Source organism: Klebsiella sp. 10-1, from assembly GCF_009758445.1.
Classification (GTDB): domain Bacteria; phylum Pseudomonadota; class Gammaproteobacteria; order Enterobacterales; family Enterobacteriaceae; genus Klebsiella; species Klebsiella scottii.
This window is the reverse complement of sequence record NZ_WQRE01000002.1, coordinates 577,023-593,904: the sequence shown is the minus strand read 5'-3', so window position 1 is coordinate 593,904 and position 16,882 is coordinate 577,023. Positions and strand designations below refer to the sequence as shown.

General features: G+C 57.4%; 19 protein-coding genes and 1 riboswitch. Of the genes, 10 read left to right on the top strand and 9 right to left on the bottom strand.

Annotated elements, in window-relative coordinates:
* Nucleotides 1-12 precede the first annotated feature (12 nt).
* Entirely contained in the window at nucleotides 13-1,446 is a 1,434-nt protein-coding gene (hldE, locus tag GO007_RS10915; protein WP_095099576.1) for a bifunctional D-glycero-beta-D-manno-heptose-7-phosphate kinase/D-glycero-beta-D-manno-heptose 1-phosphate adenylyltransferase HldE, read from the top strand.
* A gap of 262 nt (nucleotides 1,447-1,708) precedes the next feature.
* A complete protein-coding gene (gene glgS / locus GO007_RS10910) occupies nucleotides 1,709-1,918 on the top strand; it encodes a cell surface composition regulator GlgS (protein WP_095099573.1) in 210 nt (69 codons plus the stop codon).
* Between the two features lie 31 nt (nucleotides 1,919-1,949).
* On the opposite strand, the gene ubiK is transcribed toward glgS, so the two are convergent.
* Complete coding sequence (gene ubiK / locus GO007_RS10905; protein ID WP_095099571.1) at nucleotides 1,950-2,219, bottom strand: ubiquinone biosynthesis accessory factor UbiK; 270 nt, start codon at nucleotides 2,217-2,219, stop codon at nucleotides 1,950-1,952.
* 120 nt (nucleotides 2,220-2,339) lie between these two features.
* Nucleotides 2,340-2,491, top strand: a riboswitch (FMN riboswitch).
* A gap of 104 nt (nucleotides 2,492-2,595) precedes the next feature.
* On the opposite strand from ubiK, the gene ribB reads away from it, so the two are divergent.
* Nucleotides 2,596-3,249, top strand: a complete 654-nt coding sequence (ribB, locus tag GO007_RS10900; RefSeq protein WP_095099568.1) for a 3,4-dihydroxy-2-butanone-4-phosphate synthase — start codon at nucleotides 2,596-2,598, stop codon at nucleotides 3,247-3,249.
* A gap of 56 nt (nucleotides 3,250-3,305) precedes the next feature.
* Here ribB and zupT read toward each other — a convergent pair whose 3' ends face one another.
* Nucleotides 3,306-4,076: a zinc transporter ZupT gene (gene zupT / locus GO007_RS10895; protein ID WP_095099566.1), complete on the bottom strand. Its 771-nt coding sequence runs from the start codon at nucleotides 4,074-4,076 to the stop codon at nucleotides 3,306-3,308.
* A 193-nt stretch (nucleotides 4,077-4,269) separates the two neighbouring features.
* Between zupT and ygiD the strand changes: the two genes are divergently transcribed.
* On the top strand, nucleotides 4,270-5,061 hold the full coding sequence (gene ygiD / locus GO007_RS10890; RefSeq protein WP_095099564.1) for a 4,5-DOPA-extradiol-dioxygenase: 792 nt from the start codon (nucleotides 4,270-4,272) through the stop codon (nucleotides 5,059-5,061).
* Between the two features lie 49 nt (nucleotides 5,062-5,110).
* On the opposite strand, the gene GO007_RS10885 is transcribed toward ygiD, so the two are convergent.
* The 3 genes from GO007_RS10885 to tolC all read right to left on the bottom strand — a co-directional run bounded on the left by GO007_RS10885 (nucleotide 5,111) and on the right by tolC (nucleotide 8,592).
* The gene (locus GO007_RS10885) at nucleotides 5,111-6,271 is read right to left on the bottom strand and encodes a glutathionylspermidine synthase family protein (RefSeq protein WP_095099561.1); all 1,161 of its coding nucleotides are present in this window, start codon (nucleotides 6,269-6,271) and stop codon (nucleotides 5,111-5,113) included.
* A gap of 5 nt (nucleotides 6,272-6,276) precedes the next feature.
* Nucleotides 6,277-6,948: a DUF1190 family protein gene (locus tag GO007_RS10880; protein WP_095099559.1), complete on the bottom strand. Its 672-nt coding sequence runs from the start codon at nucleotides 6,946-6,948 to the stop codon at nucleotides 6,277-6,279.
* Between the two features lie 171 nt (nucleotides 6,949-7,119).
* Nucleotides 7,120-8,592, bottom strand: coding sequence for an outer membrane channel protein TolC (tolC, locus tag GO007_RS10875; protein ID WP_095099557.1), 1,473 nt, complete (start codon nucleotides 8,590-8,592; stop codon nucleotides 7,120-7,122).
* Nucleotides 8,593-8,787: 195 nt separating this feature from the next.
* On the opposite strand from tolC, the gene nudF reads away from it, so the two are divergent.
* From nudF to parE, 5 genes are read left to right on the top strand one after another with little or no spacing between them, the layout of a single operon-like run.
* Nucleotides 8,788-9,420 carry an ADP-ribose diphosphatase gene (nudF, locus tag GO007_RS10870; protein ID WP_095099554.1) on the top strand — a complete coding sequence of 211 codons (633 nt, stop codon included), beginning with the start codon at nucleotides 8,788-8,790 and terminating at the stop codon, nucleotides 9,418-9,420.
* Nucleotides 9,417-9,839: a DUF1249 family protein gene (locus tag GO007_RS10865; protein ID WP_041147275.1), complete on the top strand. Its 423-nt coding sequence runs from the start codon at nucleotides 9,417-9,419 to the stop codon at nucleotides 9,837-9,839. The genes nudF and GO007_RS10865 overlap by 4 nt, the downstream gene beginning before the upstream one ends.
* 24 nt (nucleotides 9,840-9,863) lie before the next feature.
* Complete coding sequence (cpdA, locus tag GO007_RS10860) at nucleotides 9,864-10,691, top strand: 3',5'-cyclic-AMP phosphodiesterase (protein ID WP_095099552.1); 828 nt, start codon at nucleotides 9,864-9,866, stop codon at nucleotides 10,689-10,691.
* Nucleotides 10,691-11,266 (top strand): esterase YqiA, encoded by a 576-nt coding sequence (yqiA, locus tag GO007_RS10855; RefSeq protein WP_045856855.1) that lies wholly within the window; start codon nucleotides 10,691-10,693, stop codon nucleotides 11,264-11,266. The genes cpdA and yqiA overlap by 1 nt, the downstream gene beginning before the upstream one ends.
* A 30-nt stretch (nucleotides 11,267-11,296) precedes the next feature.
* Entirely contained in the window at nucleotides 11,297-13,192 is a 1,896-nt protein-coding gene (gene parE / locus GO007_RS10850) for a DNA topoisomerase IV subunit B (RefSeq protein WP_095099550.1), read from the top strand.
* Nucleotides 13,193-13,276: 84 nt separating this feature from the next.
* Here the strand turns inward: parE and GO007_RS10845 are convergent, their stop codons facing one another.
* From GO007_RS10845 to qseB, 4 genes are all read right to left on the bottom strand, one after another.
* Nucleotides 13,277-13,591 carry a putative quinol monooxygenase gene (locus tag GO007_RS10845; protein WP_095099547.1) on the bottom strand — a complete coding sequence of 105 codons (315 nt, stop codon included), beginning with the start codon at nucleotides 13,589-13,591 and terminating at the stop codon, nucleotides 13,277-13,279.
* A 35-nt stretch (nucleotides 13,592-13,626) separates the two neighbouring features.
* Nucleotides 13,627-14,208: an NAD(P)H-dependent oxidoreductase gene (locus tag GO007_RS10840; RefSeq protein WP_095099545.1), complete on the bottom strand. Its 582-nt coding sequence runs from the start codon at nucleotides 14,206-14,208 to the stop codon at nucleotides 13,627-13,629.
* A 106-nt stretch (nucleotides 14,209-14,314) separates the two neighbouring features.
* Complete coding sequence (gene qseC / locus GO007_RS10835; protein WP_095099542.1) at nucleotides 14,315-15,664, bottom strand: quorum sensing histidine kinase QseC; 1,350 nt, start codon at nucleotides 15,662-15,664, stop codon at nucleotides 14,315-14,317.
* On the bottom strand, nucleotides 15,661-16,320 hold the full coding sequence (gene qseB / locus GO007_RS10830) for a quorum sensing response regulator transcription factor QseB (protein WP_095099540.1): 660 nt from the start codon (nucleotides 16,318-16,320) through the stop codon (nucleotides 15,661-15,663). Before qseB ends, qseC begins: the two co-directional genes overlap by 4 nt.
* A gap of 151 nt (nucleotides 16,321-16,471) precedes the next feature.
* On the opposite strand from qseB, the gene GO007_RS10825 reads away from it, so the two are divergent.
* On the top strand, nucleotides 16,472-16,879 hold the full coding sequence (locus tag GO007_RS10825; RefSeq protein WP_095099537.1) for a YgiW/YdeI family stress tolerance OB fold protein: 408 nt from the start codon (nucleotides 16,472-16,474) through the stop codon (nucleotides 16,877-16,879).
* The last annotated feature ends 3 nt before the right edge of the window (nucleotides 16,880-16,882 follow it).

Sequence of the window (16,882 nt, the reverse complement as noted above, 5' to 3'; positions counted from 1 at the left end):
CAGGAGAGAGTAATGAAAGTAACGCTGCCGGAGTTTGAACGAGCAGGAGTGTTGGTGGTTGGCGATGTGATGCTGGACCGCTACTGGTATGGTCCCACCAGCCGTATTTCCCCTGAAGCCCCGGTGCCGGTGGTGAAAGTGGAAAATATCGAAGAACGTCCCGGCGGCGCGGCAAACGTTGCGATGAATATCGCGTCGCTCGGTGCGACCTCGCGGCTGGTTGGCCTGACCGGGATTGACGATGCCGCCCGCGCGCTGAGTAAAGCGCTGGCCGACGTCAACGTGAAGTGCGACTTCGTTTCGGTGCCGACGCACCCGACCATCACCAAGCTGCGCGTGCTGTCACGCAACCAGCAGCTGATCCGTCTTGATTTTGAAGAGGGCTTTTCCGGCGTCGATCCGCAGCCCATGCACGAACGTATTCAGCAGGCGCTGGGTTCTATCGGGGCGCTGGTCCTGTCTGACTATGCGAAAGGCGCTCTGGCCAGCGTGCAGACGATGATTAAGCTGGCGCGGGATGCGGGCGTCCCGGTGCTGATCGACCCGAAAGGCACCGATTTCGAGCGCTATCGCGGCGCCACGCTGCTGACCCCGAACCTCTCTGAATTTGAAGCGGTGGCGGGGAAATGTAAGGACGAAGCGGAAATCGTTGAGCGCGGCCTGAAGATTATTGCTGATTTTGAACTGTCCGCGCTGCTGGTGACCCGCTCCGAGCAGGGCATGACGCTGCTGCAGCCGGGCAGACCGCCGCTGCATATGCCAACCCAGGCGCAGGAAGTGTATGACGTCACCGGCGCCGGTGATACGGTTATTGGCGTACTGGCGGCGACGCTTGCCTCAGGCAATACGCTGGAAGAGGCGTGCTATTTCGCCAACGCGGCGGCCGGCGTGGTCGTCGGCAAGCTGGGCACCTCAACCGTTTCACCGATCGAGCTGGAAAACGCGGTCCGCGGGCGCGCAGAGACCGGTTTTGGCGTGATGAATGAAGAAGAGCTCAAGCAGGCGGTTGCCGCGGCGCGTAAGCGCGGTGAGAAAGTGGTGATGACCAACGGCGTGTTTGACATTTTGCACGCTGGCCACGTTTCGTATCTGGCAAACGCGCGCAAGCTGGGCGATCGCCTGATTGTTGCGGTTAACAGCGATGCGTCGACAAAACGTCTGAAAGGAGAGTCCCGTCCGGTGAACCCGCTTGAGCAGCGGATGATCGTCCTGGGCGCGCTGGAGGCCGTTGACTGGGTGGTCTCTTTCGAAGAGGACACGCCGCAGCGCCTGATCGCCGGGATCCTGCCGGATCTGCTGGTGAAAGGCGGTGACTATAAGCCAGAACAGATTGCCGGAAGCGAAGAGGTCTGGGCAAACGGCGGTGAGGTACTGGTGCTGAATTTTGAAGATGGCTGTTCGACCACTAACATCATCAAAAAGATCCAGAAAGATAGCGGGAAGTAATGTTTTCCTGCTAAGCGGCGGCTCGATCATCGTCCTGGTAAGCACGACGCGGTCGGGAAGGTAGCGAGAAAGTCATGCTGGAGAGGCCTGCGATCGTCCGATCGCGGGCTTTTTTTATTTAATTGATGACGGAAATGATTCAGCGCAATAATTGTTCTTATTTTGCGCATTTTTCGCGCAAAAAAAGTTAACGTAAGGATAAATACTGAAGTCAGTAAAGCATATGACCAATCAGAACACCAACGGCTGAAGGAGTATGCGGATGAACCATAACGACCTGTATTCAATGAATAATTTCGATTTTCTGGCACTGAGCTTTGCCAGAATGCGCGCGCAAGGCCACGTCGTTGATCTTGAGGCAATTGTCGGCAATATGGATGAGGATCATCGTGAATGGTTTTGCCAGCGGTATGAGCTCTACTGTCGTCAGGTCAGCCAGGCAGAGGCGCCGGCGCGAGAGCTGGAGCACTGATACAACAACGGGCCTGATGGCCCGTTATTTTTTACTGCTTCTCTTCGACGCTCGGCGTTGCCGAACGGCTTTCCAGATCGCTAATGCGCTGTTCGAGTAAAGCCAGCTTTTCGCGGGTGCGCAGCAGCACCTGAGTCTGCACGTCAAACTCTTCACGGCCTACCAGATCCAGGCGGGTCAGCTGCGACTGGAGCACCTGACGGATCTTTTTCTCCACGTCTTCCCCAAGATCACGAAGGCCTTTCGGCATCGATTCATGGACCTGGCGGGCGATCTGTTCAATTTTTTTCGGGTCAATCATGGTGGTTTCCTGCTCTGGTCGATTTACCGTCCATTGTAGTGCGATCGGCGCCGCCTATAAACCAGAAATGTTTGAAGCTTATGCATTGCCGAGGATAATCAATAGCGTTATAGTTATCTCGCTTATTCTCAGGGCGGGGCGAAATTCCCCACCGGCGGTAAATCAACCATAGCGTTGAAAGCCCGCGAGCGCTTTTTGCGAAAGCAGAAAGGTCAGCAGATCCGGTGTAATTCCGGGGCCGACGGTTAGAGTCCGGATGGGAGAGAGTAACGGCTCAGTCGGATTGCATCCGCTTGCGTTGACTTTTGCCGCTTAACCGGCACTCCTAAGACTGCCCTGATTCTGGTAACCATAATTTTAATGAGGTTTTTTTACCATGAATCAGACGCTCCTTTCCTCTTTTGGTACCGCTTTTGAACGTGTGGAACACGCTTTAAATGCACTGCGCGAAGGCCGCGGTGTGATGGTGCTGGATGATGAAGACCGTGAAAATGAAGGCGATATGATTTTCGCCGCCGAAACCATGACCGTTGAGCAGATGGCGCTGACCATTCGCCACGGCAGCGGTATTGTTTGCCTGTGCCTGACCGATGAACGCCGCAAGCAGCTTGACCTGCCGATGATGGTGGAAAATAACACCAGCGCCTACGGCACCGGCTTCACCGTGACCATCGAAGCCGCCGCTGGCGTCACTACGGGCGTCTCTGCGGCCGACCGCGTCACCACCGTACGTGCTGCGATTGCCGATGGCGCAAAACCATCCGACCTGAATCGTCCTGGCCACGTATTCCCGCTGCGCGCTCAGGCGGGCGGCGTGTTGACCCGCGGCGGCCACACCGAAGCCACTATCGATCTGGTGACGCTCGCAGGCTTCAAGCCGGCTGGGGTTCTGTGTGAGCTGACTAACGACGATGGCTCTATGGCCCGCGCGCCGCAGTGCATCGAATTTGCTCAGCAGCACAATATGGCCGTGGTCACCATTGAAGATCTGGTGGCCTATCGCCGCGAGCACGAGCGTAAAGCCAGCTGATCCGGCTTCGCTGCATCCCAAAGCCCACGTAATCGTGGGCTTTGTTGTTTTTGGCGTTAGCCAATCCCCATCGCCTGCAAAGCCACGAGGCTAAATCCCATCACCGACATACCGCACAGCACGCCATAGCTTGGGTTGCTTTGCGGATCGATCTCTTTTGCCAGCGGCATGAGCTCATCAACCGACAGCGCCACCATAATCCCGGCGACGGCCGCCATAATGGCGCCCATCACCACCGGCGATACCAGACTGCCGAGGATCAGCCAGGCCAGCAGGCCGCCGAGGATCTCGGCCATTCCGGATAGCCCGGCCCAGAATACCGCCTTGCGGCGTGAGCCCGTCGCGGCATACACCGGGCCCGCCACCGCCAGCCCTTCGGGAATGTTATGCAGCGCGACGGCCAGCGCGACGCCTATGCCCAGCTCCAGGTTGTTGCTGGCCGTCACGAAGGTGGCGATGCCTTCCGGGAAGTTGTGCAGGCTGATACCGAGCGTCAGCAGAATTGCGGCGCGGCGCAGATTGCGCGGGCGGGGGACGCCGGGTGACATCAGATCCTGCGGATGGGCGTGCGGCAGCATATGGTCCAGCGCAAAATAGCCCAGCAGGCCGATAACAAACATGCCGTAACCGAGCAGCGCCGACATTCCCTCGGCGTTCAGCGCGGCGGGCAGCATCTCCATCAGCGAGATAAGCAGCATGATCCCGGCGGCGAAACCCAGAGAAAAACCCAGCAGGCGGTTGGAAGGTTTCTGGCCCAATACGCCGAAAATCGCGCCGATAAAGGTCGCGCTGCCGGCCAGCAGCGTCAATATTAGGGGGGATGACATCACTCAGCTCCTTTGATAATGATTATCATTCATAATATCCATATTGTCTGACGGCAGCGAGAGGGAAATGAGTCCTTTACCGCGACTTACATTCAAATTTTCTGATGATGATCATCACGCTTATCTGAGTTTATCCTGATGCAAAAACGCGTAATGTGAAGGCATCAAATCTCCTCTACTCAAGGATATCATCATGTCCCTTACCCGAATGCCAGCGTTGTTTTTAGGCCACGGCAGCCCGATGAACGTGCTGGAAGATAACATCTATACTCGCGCCTGGCGGCATCTGGGCGAAACGCTGCCGCGTCCGCGGGCGATTGTGGTGGTCTCCGCACACTGGTTTACGCGCGGTACCGGCGTCACGGCAATGGAAGCTCCGAAAACGATCCACGATTTTGGCGGCTTCCCGCAGGCGCTGTACGATACGCACTATCCGGCCCCCGGTTCCCCTGAGCTGGCGCAGCGCCTGGTTGAGCTGCTGGCGCCCGTACCGGTGACGCTGGATAAAGAAGCCTGGGGCTTCGACCACGGTTCGTGGGGTGTGCTAATCAAAATGTACCCTGATGCCGATATTCCGATGGTGCAGCTGAGCATCGACAGCAGCAAGCCGGCGGTCTGGCATCTGGAGATGGGGCGCAGGCTGGCGGCGCTTCGCGATGAAGGCATTATGCTGATAGCGAGCGGTAACGTGGTGCATAACCTGCGCACGGCGCGCTGGCATGGCGAAAGCACGCCGTATCCCTGGGCGGAGTCGTTTAATGAGTATGTGAAAACGAATCTGACCTGGAAAGGGCCGGCTGAGGAACATCCGCTGGTGAACTATCTGGCGCATGAGGGCGGGTCGCTCTCAAACCCGACGGCGGAACACTTCCTGCCGCTGCTGTACGTGCTGGGCGCCTGGGACGGCGAAGAGCCGATTTCCGTGCCGGTAGAAGGAATGGAAATGGGGTCGTTAAGCATGCTGTCAGTGCTTGTCGGCGCGTAGCGGGGAAATGGAGATGCCCCGGCAGGCGCAGTGCTGCCGGGGCGGGATACTACTCGACGAAAATGTGCGGATAGAAACGTGAAAGATCCTGGGTGATCAGCGCCCGATCTTCACGAACGCCGATCCCGGCTGGCTTATCGTTGATCAGCCAGCTGCCGATCAGCGTATAGCTATCGCCAAACTTCGGTAGCGGATAGAACTCCTGCACGATGGTACCTTCTTCGCCGTACGGGCCTTCTACCGCTTCCACCACCTTGCCGTTTTCAACAATCGACACGTTTGCGCCTTCGCGGGAGAAAATCGGCTTGATGACGTACTTCTCCATTTCGGGATGCGCGTCTTCGCTGAACCAGGATGCCAGCAGGTTAGGGTGGTTCGGGAACATCTTCCACAGCAGCGGCAGCAGCGCCTTGTTGGAGATAATGCTCTTCCATGCCGGCTCAAGCCAGCGTACGCCGGCGTCTTCCAGCTTGGTGGAGAACACCTCGCGCAGCATATACTCCCACGGATAAAGCTTGAACAGATTGCCGATAACCTGATCCTGAACATCGGTAAACTGGCCTTTTTCGCCCAGACCGATATCTTCGATATAGAGGAATTCGGTAGCGACACCGGCTTCGGCAGCGCAGTCCTGCAGATACTGTACGGTACCGCGATCCTCTTCGGTATCGCGGCAGCACGCCATGTGCAGCAGCTGGAAGCCAAACTGTTCGCGAAGCTCGGTAAAGCGCTCAATCAGCTTTTCCTGCAGGCTGTTGAACTGGTCGCTGCCTGCCGGCAGCTGGCCGGCGTTGAGCTGATCTTCCAGCCAAATCCACTGAAAGAAGGCCGCCTCATACAGCGAGGTTGGCGTATCGGCGTTGTTCTCCAGCAGCTTTGGTTCCCCAACGCCGTCCCACGCCAGGTCGAGGCGCGAATAGAGCGACGGCTGGTTGGTTTTCCACGACTGGCGCACGAAGCCCCAGGTGTGTTTGGGGATACGGAATTTGGCCATCAGCTCATCGCTGCCGATCACGGTTTCTACCGCCTGCAGGCACATCTGATGCAGCTCGGCGGTAACGTCCTCCAGCTTCTCAACCTGCGCCAAGGTCAGCTTGTAATAGGCCTCTTCGCTCCAGTACGGCTCGCCGTACATGGTATGAAAGCTAAAGCCATATTCATTCGCCTTTTCGCGCCAGTCCGGGCGCTCCGTGATGCTGATTCTTTCCATGAGTGTTAGCCGCCCATTGAGCGTTTGGATGAGGTGGTACCAGCGGCGCTACGCTGCATGGCGGACTGTTTCGCCACCGACTCGCCGAAGCCGCCGCGGGTCACGGTGCTGGTGGTCGCTGGTTTTGGCGCCATGGCCGTCTTCGGTACGTTCATCGTACGGCCAGGCTGCGCGGCGCCGTAGCTCTTGCCGCCGGCATCGGTGTACTGACCATAGGCCGGGCTGGCCGGGTTTTTCGAGCTGAACAGCGGCTGCTGTGCGCCCATGCCGCCGCCCATCATGCGGCCCATCATGTAGCCGGCCATCAGCGGCATCCAGAAGCTGCCGCTGCTTTGCGCCTGAGCCTGGTTTTCCGGCGCTACGCCTGCCTGAGCCGGCGTTTGCTGGCACTGGCCTTCACCGAACTCCGCCACGCAATCTTCACGCGTGGCGTATTTTGGCGCGGTACGTTCGGCTTCTTTGGTCGCGTTATTAAAGGCGGTTGTGCACTCTGCGCCTTTGCCAGGGTTGGCTGCAGAGCAGTCATCGGCATTTTGATACAGAGAAACCGTCTCGTCGGTTTTTTCGCAGCCGGCGAGCATAAAGACGGCCGTCACGGCAAGAGCGACCGGCGTCAGATGGCGTGCGCTCCAGCTTTTGCGGAACGAGGCATGATTAATATTTTTTGTCCGTTTCATTTTTGTCTTCCTGGACCCAGTGGTATGGCGGTTTGTTAACGCTCAGGATAGAGGATGAGTGGTGGAAAATGAAGCGAATAGGGACTGAAAGGAGGGGATCTTTACGTTGCCTTACGTTTAGCGCTCCGCTTAACGCAATCCGTTAAGCGAAGCGCTATGACGCAACGAAGATTATTGGCGGAAAGGATTCGCGCCGCTGGTTTTCGTGGTGTGAGCTGCCGCCGGTTTAGCCGCTGGCGCTGCGCTGTTGCCGTAGCCGTCGGCGCTGGCGTCCTGCTGCGGGGTTTCCGGCGCAACGCTATCCGGTGAGGTCGCGACAGGTTTGCCCAGCGTATTGTTCAACGCAACCAGATCCTGCTCATTCAGGGTACCGAGCGCGGACTTGATGTTCAGCTGGTTAATCAGGTAGTTATAACGCGCGCTGGAGAGCTGCTGCTTGGCGTTATACAGCGTAGTTGTCGCATCCAGCACATCAACGATGGTACGCGTACCAACGGAATAGCCGGCTTCCATCGCATCAAGGGAGCTCTGGGCAGAGACCACGGCCTGTTTGTAGGCATTGATGCTGCTGATTGAGGCGTTGATGTTATTAAAGGAAGAACGAACGGTCTGCACCACGGTGCGGTGCGAGCTTTCCAGCTGCTCGCTGGCGCCGACGAAGTTGTACTGCGCCTGTTTCACCTGCGAGTTAACCATCCCGCCCTGATACAGCGGCAGCGAGAAGCTCAGGCCGATTTTGTTCTGGCCCGCGTCGTTGTCGTTATACTGGTTGCTGTTATGGGTTTTTGAACCGCTATAAGAGGTGTTGGAGACACCTGTGGAGGCGGTTAAATCCAGAGTCGGCATGTGGCCGTCCTGCGCCTGGCGAATTTGCTCACGCGCCAGATCCTGGTTCAGACGAGCCTGCAGCAGCGACAGGTTGCGGTTTTCCGCTTCCTTCAGCAGCGCGTTAACCGTTTCCGGCTTGTTGGTTTTGAAGCCGTCAACGTTCAGCGACGACAGCTGCGGATAGTAGTTGCCGGTCACCTGACGCAGCGCTTCAACCGCATTATCGAGGTTGTTACGTGCGGTGACTTCGTTCGCCAGCACGGAGTCGTACTGGGAACGGGCGTTCTGCACGTCGGTAATGGCAACCAGGCCCACGTTAAAACGCTGAGTGGTCTGATCCAACTGACGATAGATCGCCTGTTTCTGCGCTTCGGTATAGGAGAGCGTATCGATGGCGCTCAGCACGTTAAAGTAGGCCGTAGCGGTGTTCAGGATCAGCGTCTGCTGGTCAGTCTGATAGGTGACGTCCTGAATACCAGCCGTTTTTTCCTGCAGCGTCAGGGCGCGCCATTTCGACATATCGAACAGCGTTTGCGTTAACTGCAGCGACCCGCTGGTGACGTTAGAGTTAATGCCGTTGCTGTCGCGATAGCCGTTGGTATAAGTATAATCTGCACCCAGACCGAGCTGAGGCAGTAACGGGCTACGTGCTTCGTTGATCTTTTCGAATGCAGCATCACGATCGGCTGCTGATTTACGCAGGTCAGGGTTGCTGATGCGCGCCTGCTGATAAACCTGCATCAGGTTTTCTGCCTGGCTTATGGCGCTGAAGCCAGTCAGGCCCAGGCCGATAAGGATGGGGAAAAATTTCTTCATTTGCATTCCTTGTTGTGAAGCATAAAGCGCTGCCCAAAATCTAAATATATCTGCTGATTGTATAGAGTCTGTCGCCGTAAAAAGTTGGCGTTACGTGCCATCCGGCGGTAATTTGCACCAATCTAACATACGGACTGTAAAACGGTAGCCAAACGGCTTATAAATCCCTACTTTCGAATTCGCAGGACACCGACAATGAGCAAGCCCAACAAGCAGGGAATTACCTTCGCTAAAAACGATGTAGAAATTATTGCACGCGAAACGCTTTATCGTGGTTTTTTTTCGCTGGATTTATACCGCTTTCGCCACCGTCTGTTTAACGGCGGGATGAGCGGCGAAGTGACGCGCGAAATTTTTGAGCGCGGGCATGCCGCCGTCTTGCTACCCTTTGACCCGATACGTGATGAAGTTGTGCTGATCGAGCAGATTCGCATTGCCGCCTATGATACCAGCGAGAGCCCGTGGCTGCTCGAAATGGTTGCCGGCATGATTGAAGAAGGCGAAACGCCTGAGGACGTCGCCCGGCGTGAAGCGGTAGAAGAGGCGGGCCTTGAAGTCGGACGAACAAAGCCGGTGCTGAGCTATCTGGCGAGCCCCGGCGGCACCAGCGAGAGGCTGTCGATTCTGGTGGGGGAGGTCGATGCGACGACGGCAAAAGGCATCCACGGCCTGGCGGATGAAAATGAGGATATTCGGGTTCATGTGGTAAGCAGGGAGCAGGCTTATCAGTGGGTAGAAGAAGGGAAGATCGACAACGCAGCTTCTGTCATCGCGCTGCAATGGCTGCAGCTGCACTATCAAAATTTACGTAATGAGTGGCTAAAATGAAGCGTTATACACCTGACTTCCCGGAAATGATGCGCCTGTGTGAAACCAATTTTGCCCAGTTGCGCCGCCTGCTGCCTCGAACCGATGCAGTGGGCGATATGGCGGGCTACCAGGTGGGCAGTGCGCAATACCGGCTAACTATCGTTGAATCGACCCGCTACACTACACTGGTGTCGATTGAGCAAACGGCTCCGGCGGTAAGCTACTGGAGTTTACCATCCATGACGGTACGCCTGTATCATGACGCGATGGTGGCCGAAGTGTGTTCGAGTCAGCAGATTTTTCGCTTCAAAGCGCGGTATGATTATCCTAATAAAAAGTTGCATCAACGCGACGAAAAGCATCAAATTAACCAGTTCTTAGCCGACTGGCTGAGATACTGTTTAGCACATGGAGCGATGGCGATTCCGGTTTGTTAGCGTCGTGAAACCTAAGGACACCATTTGGAAAGCCTGTTAAACCTTCCTTTGGCTGGTGAGGCCAGAGTCAGGATATTACAAATTACTGATACTCACCTGTTTGCTGAAAAACATGAAACGCTGTTAGGCATCAATACCTGGGAAAGCTATCAGGCTGTGCTGGATGCCATCCACGCCTCACAGCGCCAGTGCGATCTGATTGTCGCGACAGGCGATCTGGCACAGGACCACTCGGCCGCGGCCTATCAGCACTTCGCTGAGGGTATCGCGAGTTTTTCTGCGCCCTGCGTCTGGCTGCCGGGGAATCATGATTTTCAGCCGGCAATGTACAGCACGCTGCAGGAATCAGGCATTTCCCCCGCTAAACGCGTTCTGCTCGGCGACCACTGGCAAGTACTGCTGCTGGACAGCCAGGTATTCGGCGTTCCCCACGGTGAGTTGAGCGATTTTCAGCTGGAGTGGCTTGAGCAGAAGCTCGCGGCAGAACCTGAACGCTATACGCTGCTGCTGTTACACCATCATCCTCTCGCCTCGGGCTGTAGCTGGCTGGATCAGCATAGCCTGCGCAATGCCGGGGCGCTCGATCGCGCGTTAGCCGCTTTTCCTCGGGTCAGGCATCTGCTGTGCGGTCATATTCACCAGGAGCTGGATCTCAACTGGAGCGGGCGACGCATGATGGCCACGCCATCGACCTGCGTGCAGTTTAAGCCGCACTGCGACAACTTTACGCTGGATACCGTTTCTCCCGGCTGGCGCTGGCTGGATCTGTATCCCGACGGCACCCTGACGACCGAGGTCTGCCGCCTTAGCGGCGTGAAATTTCACCCGGATATCGCTTCTGAAGGATACTGATGGCTACGCTCCTCTATCTGCACGGATTTAACAGCTCTCCGCGATCGGCTAAAGCGACGGCGCTGAAGGCGTGGCTGGCGCAAAATTATCCTGAAATTAACATGGTGGTGCCGGAGCTGCCGGTTTACCCTGCTGAAGCGGCGGAGCTGCTGGAAGCGATTGTTCTCGAACATGGCGGAGAACCGCTGGGCGTCGTGGGCTCCTCGCTGGGAGGCTACTACGCAACCTGGCTCTCGCAGTGTTTTATGCTGCCGACGGTAGTTGTAAACCCGGCTGTGCGCCCGTTTGAGCTGCTGAACAATTTCCTCGGCCTCAATGAGAATCCGTACACGGGGCAGCAATATGTGCTAGAGTCTCGCCATATTTACGATCTCAAAGTCATGCAAATCGACCCGCTGGAATCGCCTGATTTACTCTGGCTGTTACAGCAAACGGGCGATGAAGTGCTGGATTATCGCCAGGCCGTTGGCTACTACGCCTCATGTCGGCAGACGGTAGAGGAGGGCGGCAATCATGCATTTGTCGGCTTTGAAGATCATTTCACTCAGATTATCGATTTTCTGGGCCTGCGCTAAGCATTCCTGGACTACCTACGAATACACACCATGACGCAATCTTCATACAACGCTGATGCCATTGAGGTACTCACCGGGCTAGAGCCGGTTCGCCGCCGCCCGGGGATGTACACCGACACGACACGTCCTAACCATCTTGGTCAGGAAGTTATTGATAACAGTGTGGATGAAGCACTGGGCGGCCACGCTAAACGCGTGGAAGTCATTCTTCATGCCGATCAATCGCTGGAAGTTATCGACGACGGGCGAGGAATGCCGGTCGATATCCATCCTGAAGAAGGGGTTCCGGCGGTTGAGCTGATCATGTGTCGGCTGCACGCGGGCGGCAAATTTTCAGGCAAGAACTACCAGTTCTCCGGTGGCCTGCATGGGGTGGGGATTTCGGTGGTTAACGCCCTGTCGAAGCGCGTTGAGGTTAACGTACGTCGCGACGGCCAGGTCTACAGCATTGCGTTTGAGAACGGCGATAAGGTTGAAGAGCTGCACGTCACCGGCACCTGCGGTAAGCGTAACACCGGTACCAGCGTGCACTTCTGGCCGGATGAAAGCTTCTTCGATAGCCCGCGCTTCTCCGTATCGCGCCTGACCCATTTGCTCAAAGCCAAAGCCGTACTGTGCCCCGGCGTGGAGATCGTCTTCCGTGACCTGGTGAACAGCAGCGAGCAGCGCTGGTGCTATGAAGATGGCCTGACGGACTATCTGCGCGAAGCGGTGAACGGCCTGCCGCTGCTGCCGGAACAGCCGTTTGTCGGCAACTTCTCCGGTGAAACCGAAGCGGTCGACTGGGCGCTGCTGTGGCTGCCGGAAGGCGGCGAACTGTTAACCGAAAGCTACGTTAACCTGATCCCGACCATGCAGGGCGGGACGCACGTTAACGGCCTGCGCCAGGGTCTGCTGGAGGCCATGCGCGAGTTCTGCGAATATCGCAATATTCTGCCGCGCGGCGTCAAGCTCTCGGCGGAGGATATCTGGGATCGCTGCGCCTACGTGCTGTCGGTAAAAATGCAGGATCCGCAGTTCGCCGGCCAGACCAAAGAGCGCCTCTCCTCGCGCCAGTGCGCGGCCTTCGTTTCCGGCGTGGTAAAAGACGCCTTCAGCCTGTGGCTGAACCAGAACGTCCAGGCCGCAGAGCTGCTGGCCGAAATGGCGATTTCCAGCGCCCAGCGCCGGATGCGCGCGGCCAAGAAGGTGGTGCGTAAGAAGCTGACCAGCGGCCCTGCGCTGCCGGGTAAGCTGGCGGACTGTACCGCTCAGGACCTCAACCGTACCGAGCTGTTCCTCGTGGAAGGGGACTCGGCGGGCGGTTCTGCCAAGCAGGCGCGCGACCGTGAGTATCAGGCGATCATGCCGCTGAAGGGCAAGATCCTCAATACCTGGGAGGTCTCTTCGGATGAAGTGCTGGCCTCGCAGGAGGTGCACGATATTTCGGTGGCGATCGGTATCGATCCGGATAGCGATGATTTGAGCCAGCTGCGCTATGGCAAGATCTGTATCCTCGCGGATGCGGACTCCGATGGCCTGCACATCGCCACGCTGCTCTGCGCGCTGTTCGTTAAGCACTTCCGCGCGCTGGTTAAACATGGGCACGTCCACGTGGCGTTGCCGCCTCTGTACCGTATTGACCTCGGCAAAGAGGTTTACTACGCGCTGACTGAAGAAGAGAAAGCCGGAGTGCTTGAGCAGCTCAAGCGCAAGAAGGGTAAGCCGAACGTTCAGCGCTTTAAAGGGCTGGGTGAAATGAACCCGATGCAGCTGCGTGAAACCACGCTTGACCCCAATACCCGCCGTCTGGTTCAGCTGATTATCAGCGATGAGGACGAGCAGCAGACCAACGCGATGATGGATATGCTGTTAGCCAAGAAGCGCTCGGAAGATCGCCGCAACTGGCTGCAGGAAAAAGGCGACATGGCGGATATTGAAGCCTGAGCCGACCGACCGGGACAAAAAAGGGAGCCATTGGCTCCCTTTTTGCTGGCCTGATACCGCAGGCCCGCTCGTTTACGTATTTGCTTAAACGCCCGGCTTCAGGATGCGAATGCTGGTTTCCAGCACGTCGCCCTTCACCGCTTCGCCATACGCTTTCATATGCGGGGTTTGCAGGTGCGCTTCGAGATGCGCCACGCTTTCCCACTGCTCAACCATGACGATAGAGTCAGGCGAGGTAGTCTGAAAACTTACGCCAGCGGCGTGGTCGACCAGCGGGGCATAGCCGTGGCAGCCCTCTTCTTGTAAAACCGTCGGAATAATTTTCGCGAACTGATCGAGCACGGCCTGGCGATGGCGCTGGCCAGGGCGGGTGCGAATTTCTGCAATCACTGTCAACATGATGTACTCAACTCCTTCTGTATGTAGACCTTTAGTTAACCAAAAATCTGCGCCAGATGCTTGCGATATTCTGCGATGTAATGCGGAACATCAGGCATTTTAATCACGTCGTTAGCGATAAATGTCGGCAGGGCGGTCATGCCGAGGAACTGATTGGCCTTGTGGAACGGCAGGTAAACGCCGTCAACGCCGACGCCGTGGAAGAACTGTTCCTCATCGGTAAAGGCGTCCATCGGGGCGTTCCAGGTCAGGGAGAGCATGTAGCGCTTGCCCTGAATTAAACCGCCTGAGCCATATTTTTTGCTGGCATCGGAGCGGGTGCGGCCGTCGCTGGCGTACAGCGAGCCGTGGCCTTCGGTGAAGACATCATCGATATATTTTTTCACGGTCCAGGGCGCGCCCATCCACCAGCCCGGCATTTGCCAGATAATAACGTCGGCCCAGAGGAAATTTTGTACTTCTGCTTTAACGTCGTATTCGCTTTCGGCGCGGACGATTTTAACATCATGCCCGGCGTCGCGCAGATAACCTTCCGCGACCTCGGTCAGGGTGTCGTTCAGCTGGCCGTTAGAGTGGGCGAATTTTTTCGCCCCGTTGATAATCAGAATGTTGCTCATTTTTTATCCCTGGCGTTTCAATTTTGTCGACTATTTTACCCCGCATGGCGGGGCGGTAAAATGAGCAAAATGTGCAAAGTCTTTTGCTTTTTTCGCAATAATCCCGCTACCAGCCGACCCGCGCTTCAAAGCCGCCGTCGGGGGCGTTACGGAAGGTGACGGTCATGCCGTGCAGGGCGGCAATGCGCCGGACGATAGACAGCCCCAGCCCGCTGCCCGGCTCATCCTGGCCGGGAGGGCGATAAAAGCGCTCGCCGATACGCGCCAGCGCTTCGGGGCTGATACCCGGACCATTATCGCAAACGCGAAACCCGCGGGCGTCGAGAATGATATCCACCCGGCTTCCGTGCGGGCTGTAGCGTACGGCGTTATCCAGCAGATTGCGTACCAGCAGGCCAAGCAGCAGCGGCTGACCAACGCGCGTCAACTTAGCGGCATGCGGATGCAGACGGAGCTCGATGCCCGCCTGCTGCGCCGCATGGTACATCTCCATCACCGCTGACTGCAGCAGCTCGTCGATGGCGATGCTATCCACGTCTTCGAGCGCGGCCAGGGAGTCGAGGCGCGACAGCGTCAGCAGCTGATCGACCAACCGGGTTGCGCGATCGATCCCGACGTGCAGCTGCGCCAGCGCCTTTTCACGTCCCTGCGGGTCGTCCATCGACAGCTGGGCCACCTCGGTTTGCACCTTCAGCGCCGCCAGCGGGCTACGCAGCTCGTGGGCGGCGTCGGAGGTAAAGCGGCGCTCGCGGATCATGGCGTCGTGGGTACGGGCAAACAGCTGATTCAGCGCATCGACCAGCGGACGGACTTCGCTGGGGATGCTATCGACGTTAAGTGATTCCGCTGAATCCGGCGCGCGCAGGCGCAGGGTGCGGGCGAGCCGTTTGAGCGGCGCCAGCTCCCGGCTGAGCAGGACAATCAGCAGCAGAAACATCAGCGGCAGCGCAACCAGCCAGGGGGTGAGCTGCGAGGTGACGATATCCAGCGCCATCTCCCGGCGATAGTCCCACTCCTGGCCGACGACAATGCGGTAGCGGCCGTCGGCGGTGGTGAGCTGAAGAAAGCGCCACTCATCATCATCGTTATGCAGGTAGCCGTCGCTGAAGCCTTCTCGTCGGTTATCCCACGGAATATCCTGCCCGTTTTCGCTATCGTGCAGCACCATGTTGCCGTCGGTGGTGAAAATGGCGAATGCCAGCGCGTCGTCGTCAAGGTGGCCATGCCTGACCTTCTTTTTCGCCCGCACCTGCGGGGGAGAGGTATGCAGCTCGTCGAAATTCATCGCGCTCAGACGGCGGGCAAACAGCAGCTGCTGAGTATCAAACAGCTTATCCAGCTTGTGGGTGGTCTGCTGCCAGGCAATAAACGAGGCGCTTCCCCAGGCCAGGCTGGTGAGCAGGAAAAAAAGCAGCGTCAGGCGAACGCGCAGGCTTAGCCGACCCAGCCGCTTCATGCGTCCCCCAGGGTGTAGCCAATGCCGTGGACGGTGCGGATAAACTCGCTGCCGAGCTTGCGGCGCAGATGGTGTACGTGGACCTCCACGGCGTTGCTGGAGACATCGCCGTCCCAGCTATAGAGCTTTTCTTCAATGAGCTTGCGCGGCAGCACGCGCCCGGCGTTACGCATCAGCAGTTCGAGCAGGGCGAACTCTTTGGGCTTCAGCGCCAGAGGCTCCCCAGCCAGAGTGACCGTCAGGTGGCCGGGGTCGAGGGTGACGTTTCCGTGGCGCAGCTCGCTGCTGCTCTGGCCGTGGGCGCGACGCATCAGCGCCTCCAGGCGGGCGGCAACCTCAATAAGCGCGAAAGGCTTACACAGATAGTCATCGGCGCCGAGCCGAAGCCCCTCAACCCGCTGGCTGAGCGCATCGCGCGCGGTGAGGATCAGCACCGGCTCGTGGTGACCTTTATCGCGCCATTCGCGCAGGATATCGAGACCGTCGATGCCGGGCAGCGTCAGATCGAGGATGACCGCGTCATAGGGAGCGGCGTAGAGCGCGGCTTTTCCCTCTTCGCCGCGCGTGAACCAGTCGATGCTGAAGCCCATTTTACTCAGCCCGGCCTTGATGCCGTCGCCGATGAGTTTGTCGTCTTCCACCAGTAAAATACGCATTGGCCTGCTCCTGTGGCTCGCGGATATACGCGCAGTAAAACGCGTTGCGGCGCCCTCTGTACAGCAATAAAATTTCTTTTTCCCGCTTAAGAAGTTGTTAAGTTTTGCCAGCTTTAATGGTGGCGATATCAACATCAAGGGAGAACACATCATGAAGAAAATCGCCGCAATTACCGCAATCGTTGCTTTAGTTTCTATGCCGGTGCTGGCCGCCGAGCAGGGTGGTTTTTCCGGCCCTGGCGCCGCGCAAACCAGCCAGACAACCGCGCAAAAAGGCGGCTTTGTGGGCCCGAACGGCAGCGTGACGACGGTAGAGAATGCCAAATCCCTGCGTGACGACACCTGGGTGACCCTGCGCGGTAAAATTGTTGAGCGCATCTCCGACGATCTTTATAAATTCCAGGATGCCTCCGGCACGGTGAATGTCGATATTGACCACAAACGCTGGAATGGCGTAACCGTGACGCCGAAGGATACGGTGGAAATTCAGGGTGAGGTCGATAAAGACTGGAACTCGGTGGAAATCGACGTGAAACAGATAAGCAAAGTCGGCCCGTAAAGC

Excerpts from the sequence above, each read along its gene's own strand:
- hldE (WP_095099576.1), top strand. The coding sequence starts at position 13 with ATGAAAGTAACGCTGCCGGAGTTTGAACGAGCAGGAGTGTTGGTGGTT.
- glgS (WP_095099573.1), top strand. The coding sequence starts at position 1,709 with ATGAACCATAACGACCTGTATTCAATGAATAATTTCGATTTTCTGGCA.
- ubiK (WP_095099571.1), bottom strand. The coding sequence starts at position 2,219 with ATGATTGACCCGAAAAAAATTGAACAGATCGCCCGCCAGGTCCATGAA.
- ribB (WP_095099568.1), top strand. The coding sequence starts at position 2,596 with ATGAATCAGACGCTCCTTTCCTCTTTTGGTACCGCTTTTGAACGTGTG.
- zupT (WP_095099566.1), bottom strand. The coding sequence starts at position 4,076 with ATGTCATCCCCCCTAATATTGACGCTGCTGGCCGGCAGCGCGACCTTT.
- ygiD (WP_095099564.1), top strand. The coding sequence starts at position 4,270 with ATGTCCCTTACCCGAATGCCAGCGTTGTTTTTAGGCCACGGCAGCCCG.
- GO007_RS10885 (WP_095099561.1), bottom strand. The coding sequence starts at position 6,271 with ATGGAAAGAATCAGCATCACGGAGCGCCCGGACTGGCGCGAAAAGGCG.
- GO007_RS10880 (WP_095099559.1), bottom strand. The coding sequence starts at position 6,948 with ATGAAACGGACAAAAAATATTAATCATGCCTCGTTCCGCAAAAGCTGG.
- tolC (WP_095099557.1), bottom strand. The coding sequence starts at position 8,592 with ATGAAGAAATTTTTCCCCATCCTTATCGGCCTGGGCCTGACTGGCTTC.
- nudF (WP_095099554.1), top strand. The coding sequence starts at position 8,788 with ATGAGCAAGCCCAACAAGCAGGGAATTACCTTCGCTAAAAACGATGTA.
- GO007_RS10865 (WP_041147275.1), top strand. The coding sequence starts at position 9,417 with ATGAAGCGTTATACACCTGACTTCCCGGAAATGATGCGCCTGTGTGAA.
- yqiA (WP_045856855.1), top strand. The coding sequence starts at position 10,691 with ATGGCTACGCTCCTCTATCTGCACGGATTTAACAGCTCTCCGCGATCG.
- parE (WP_095099550.1), top strand. The coding sequence starts at position 11,297 with ATGACGCAATCTTCATACAACGCTGATGCCATTGAGGTACTCACCGGG.
- GO007_RS10845 (WP_095099547.1), bottom strand. The coding sequence starts at position 13,591 with ATGTTGACAGTGATTGCAGAAATTCGCACCCGCCCTGGCCAGCGCCAT.
- GO007_RS10840 (WP_095099545.1), bottom strand. The coding sequence starts at position 14,208 with ATGAGCAACATTCTGATTATCAACGGGGCGAAAAAATTCGCCCACTCT.
- qseC (WP_095099542.1), bottom strand. The coding sequence starts at position 15,664 with ATGAAGCGGCTGGGTCGGCTAAGCCTGCGCGTTCGCCTGACGCTGCTT.
- qseB (WP_095099540.1), bottom strand. The coding sequence starts at position 16,320 with ATGCGTATTTTACTGGTGGAAGACGACAAACTCATCGGCGACGGCATC.
- GO007_RS10825 (WP_095099537.1), top strand. The coding sequence starts at position 16,472 with ATGAAGAAAATCGCCGCAATTACCGCAATCGTTGCTTTAGTTTCTATG.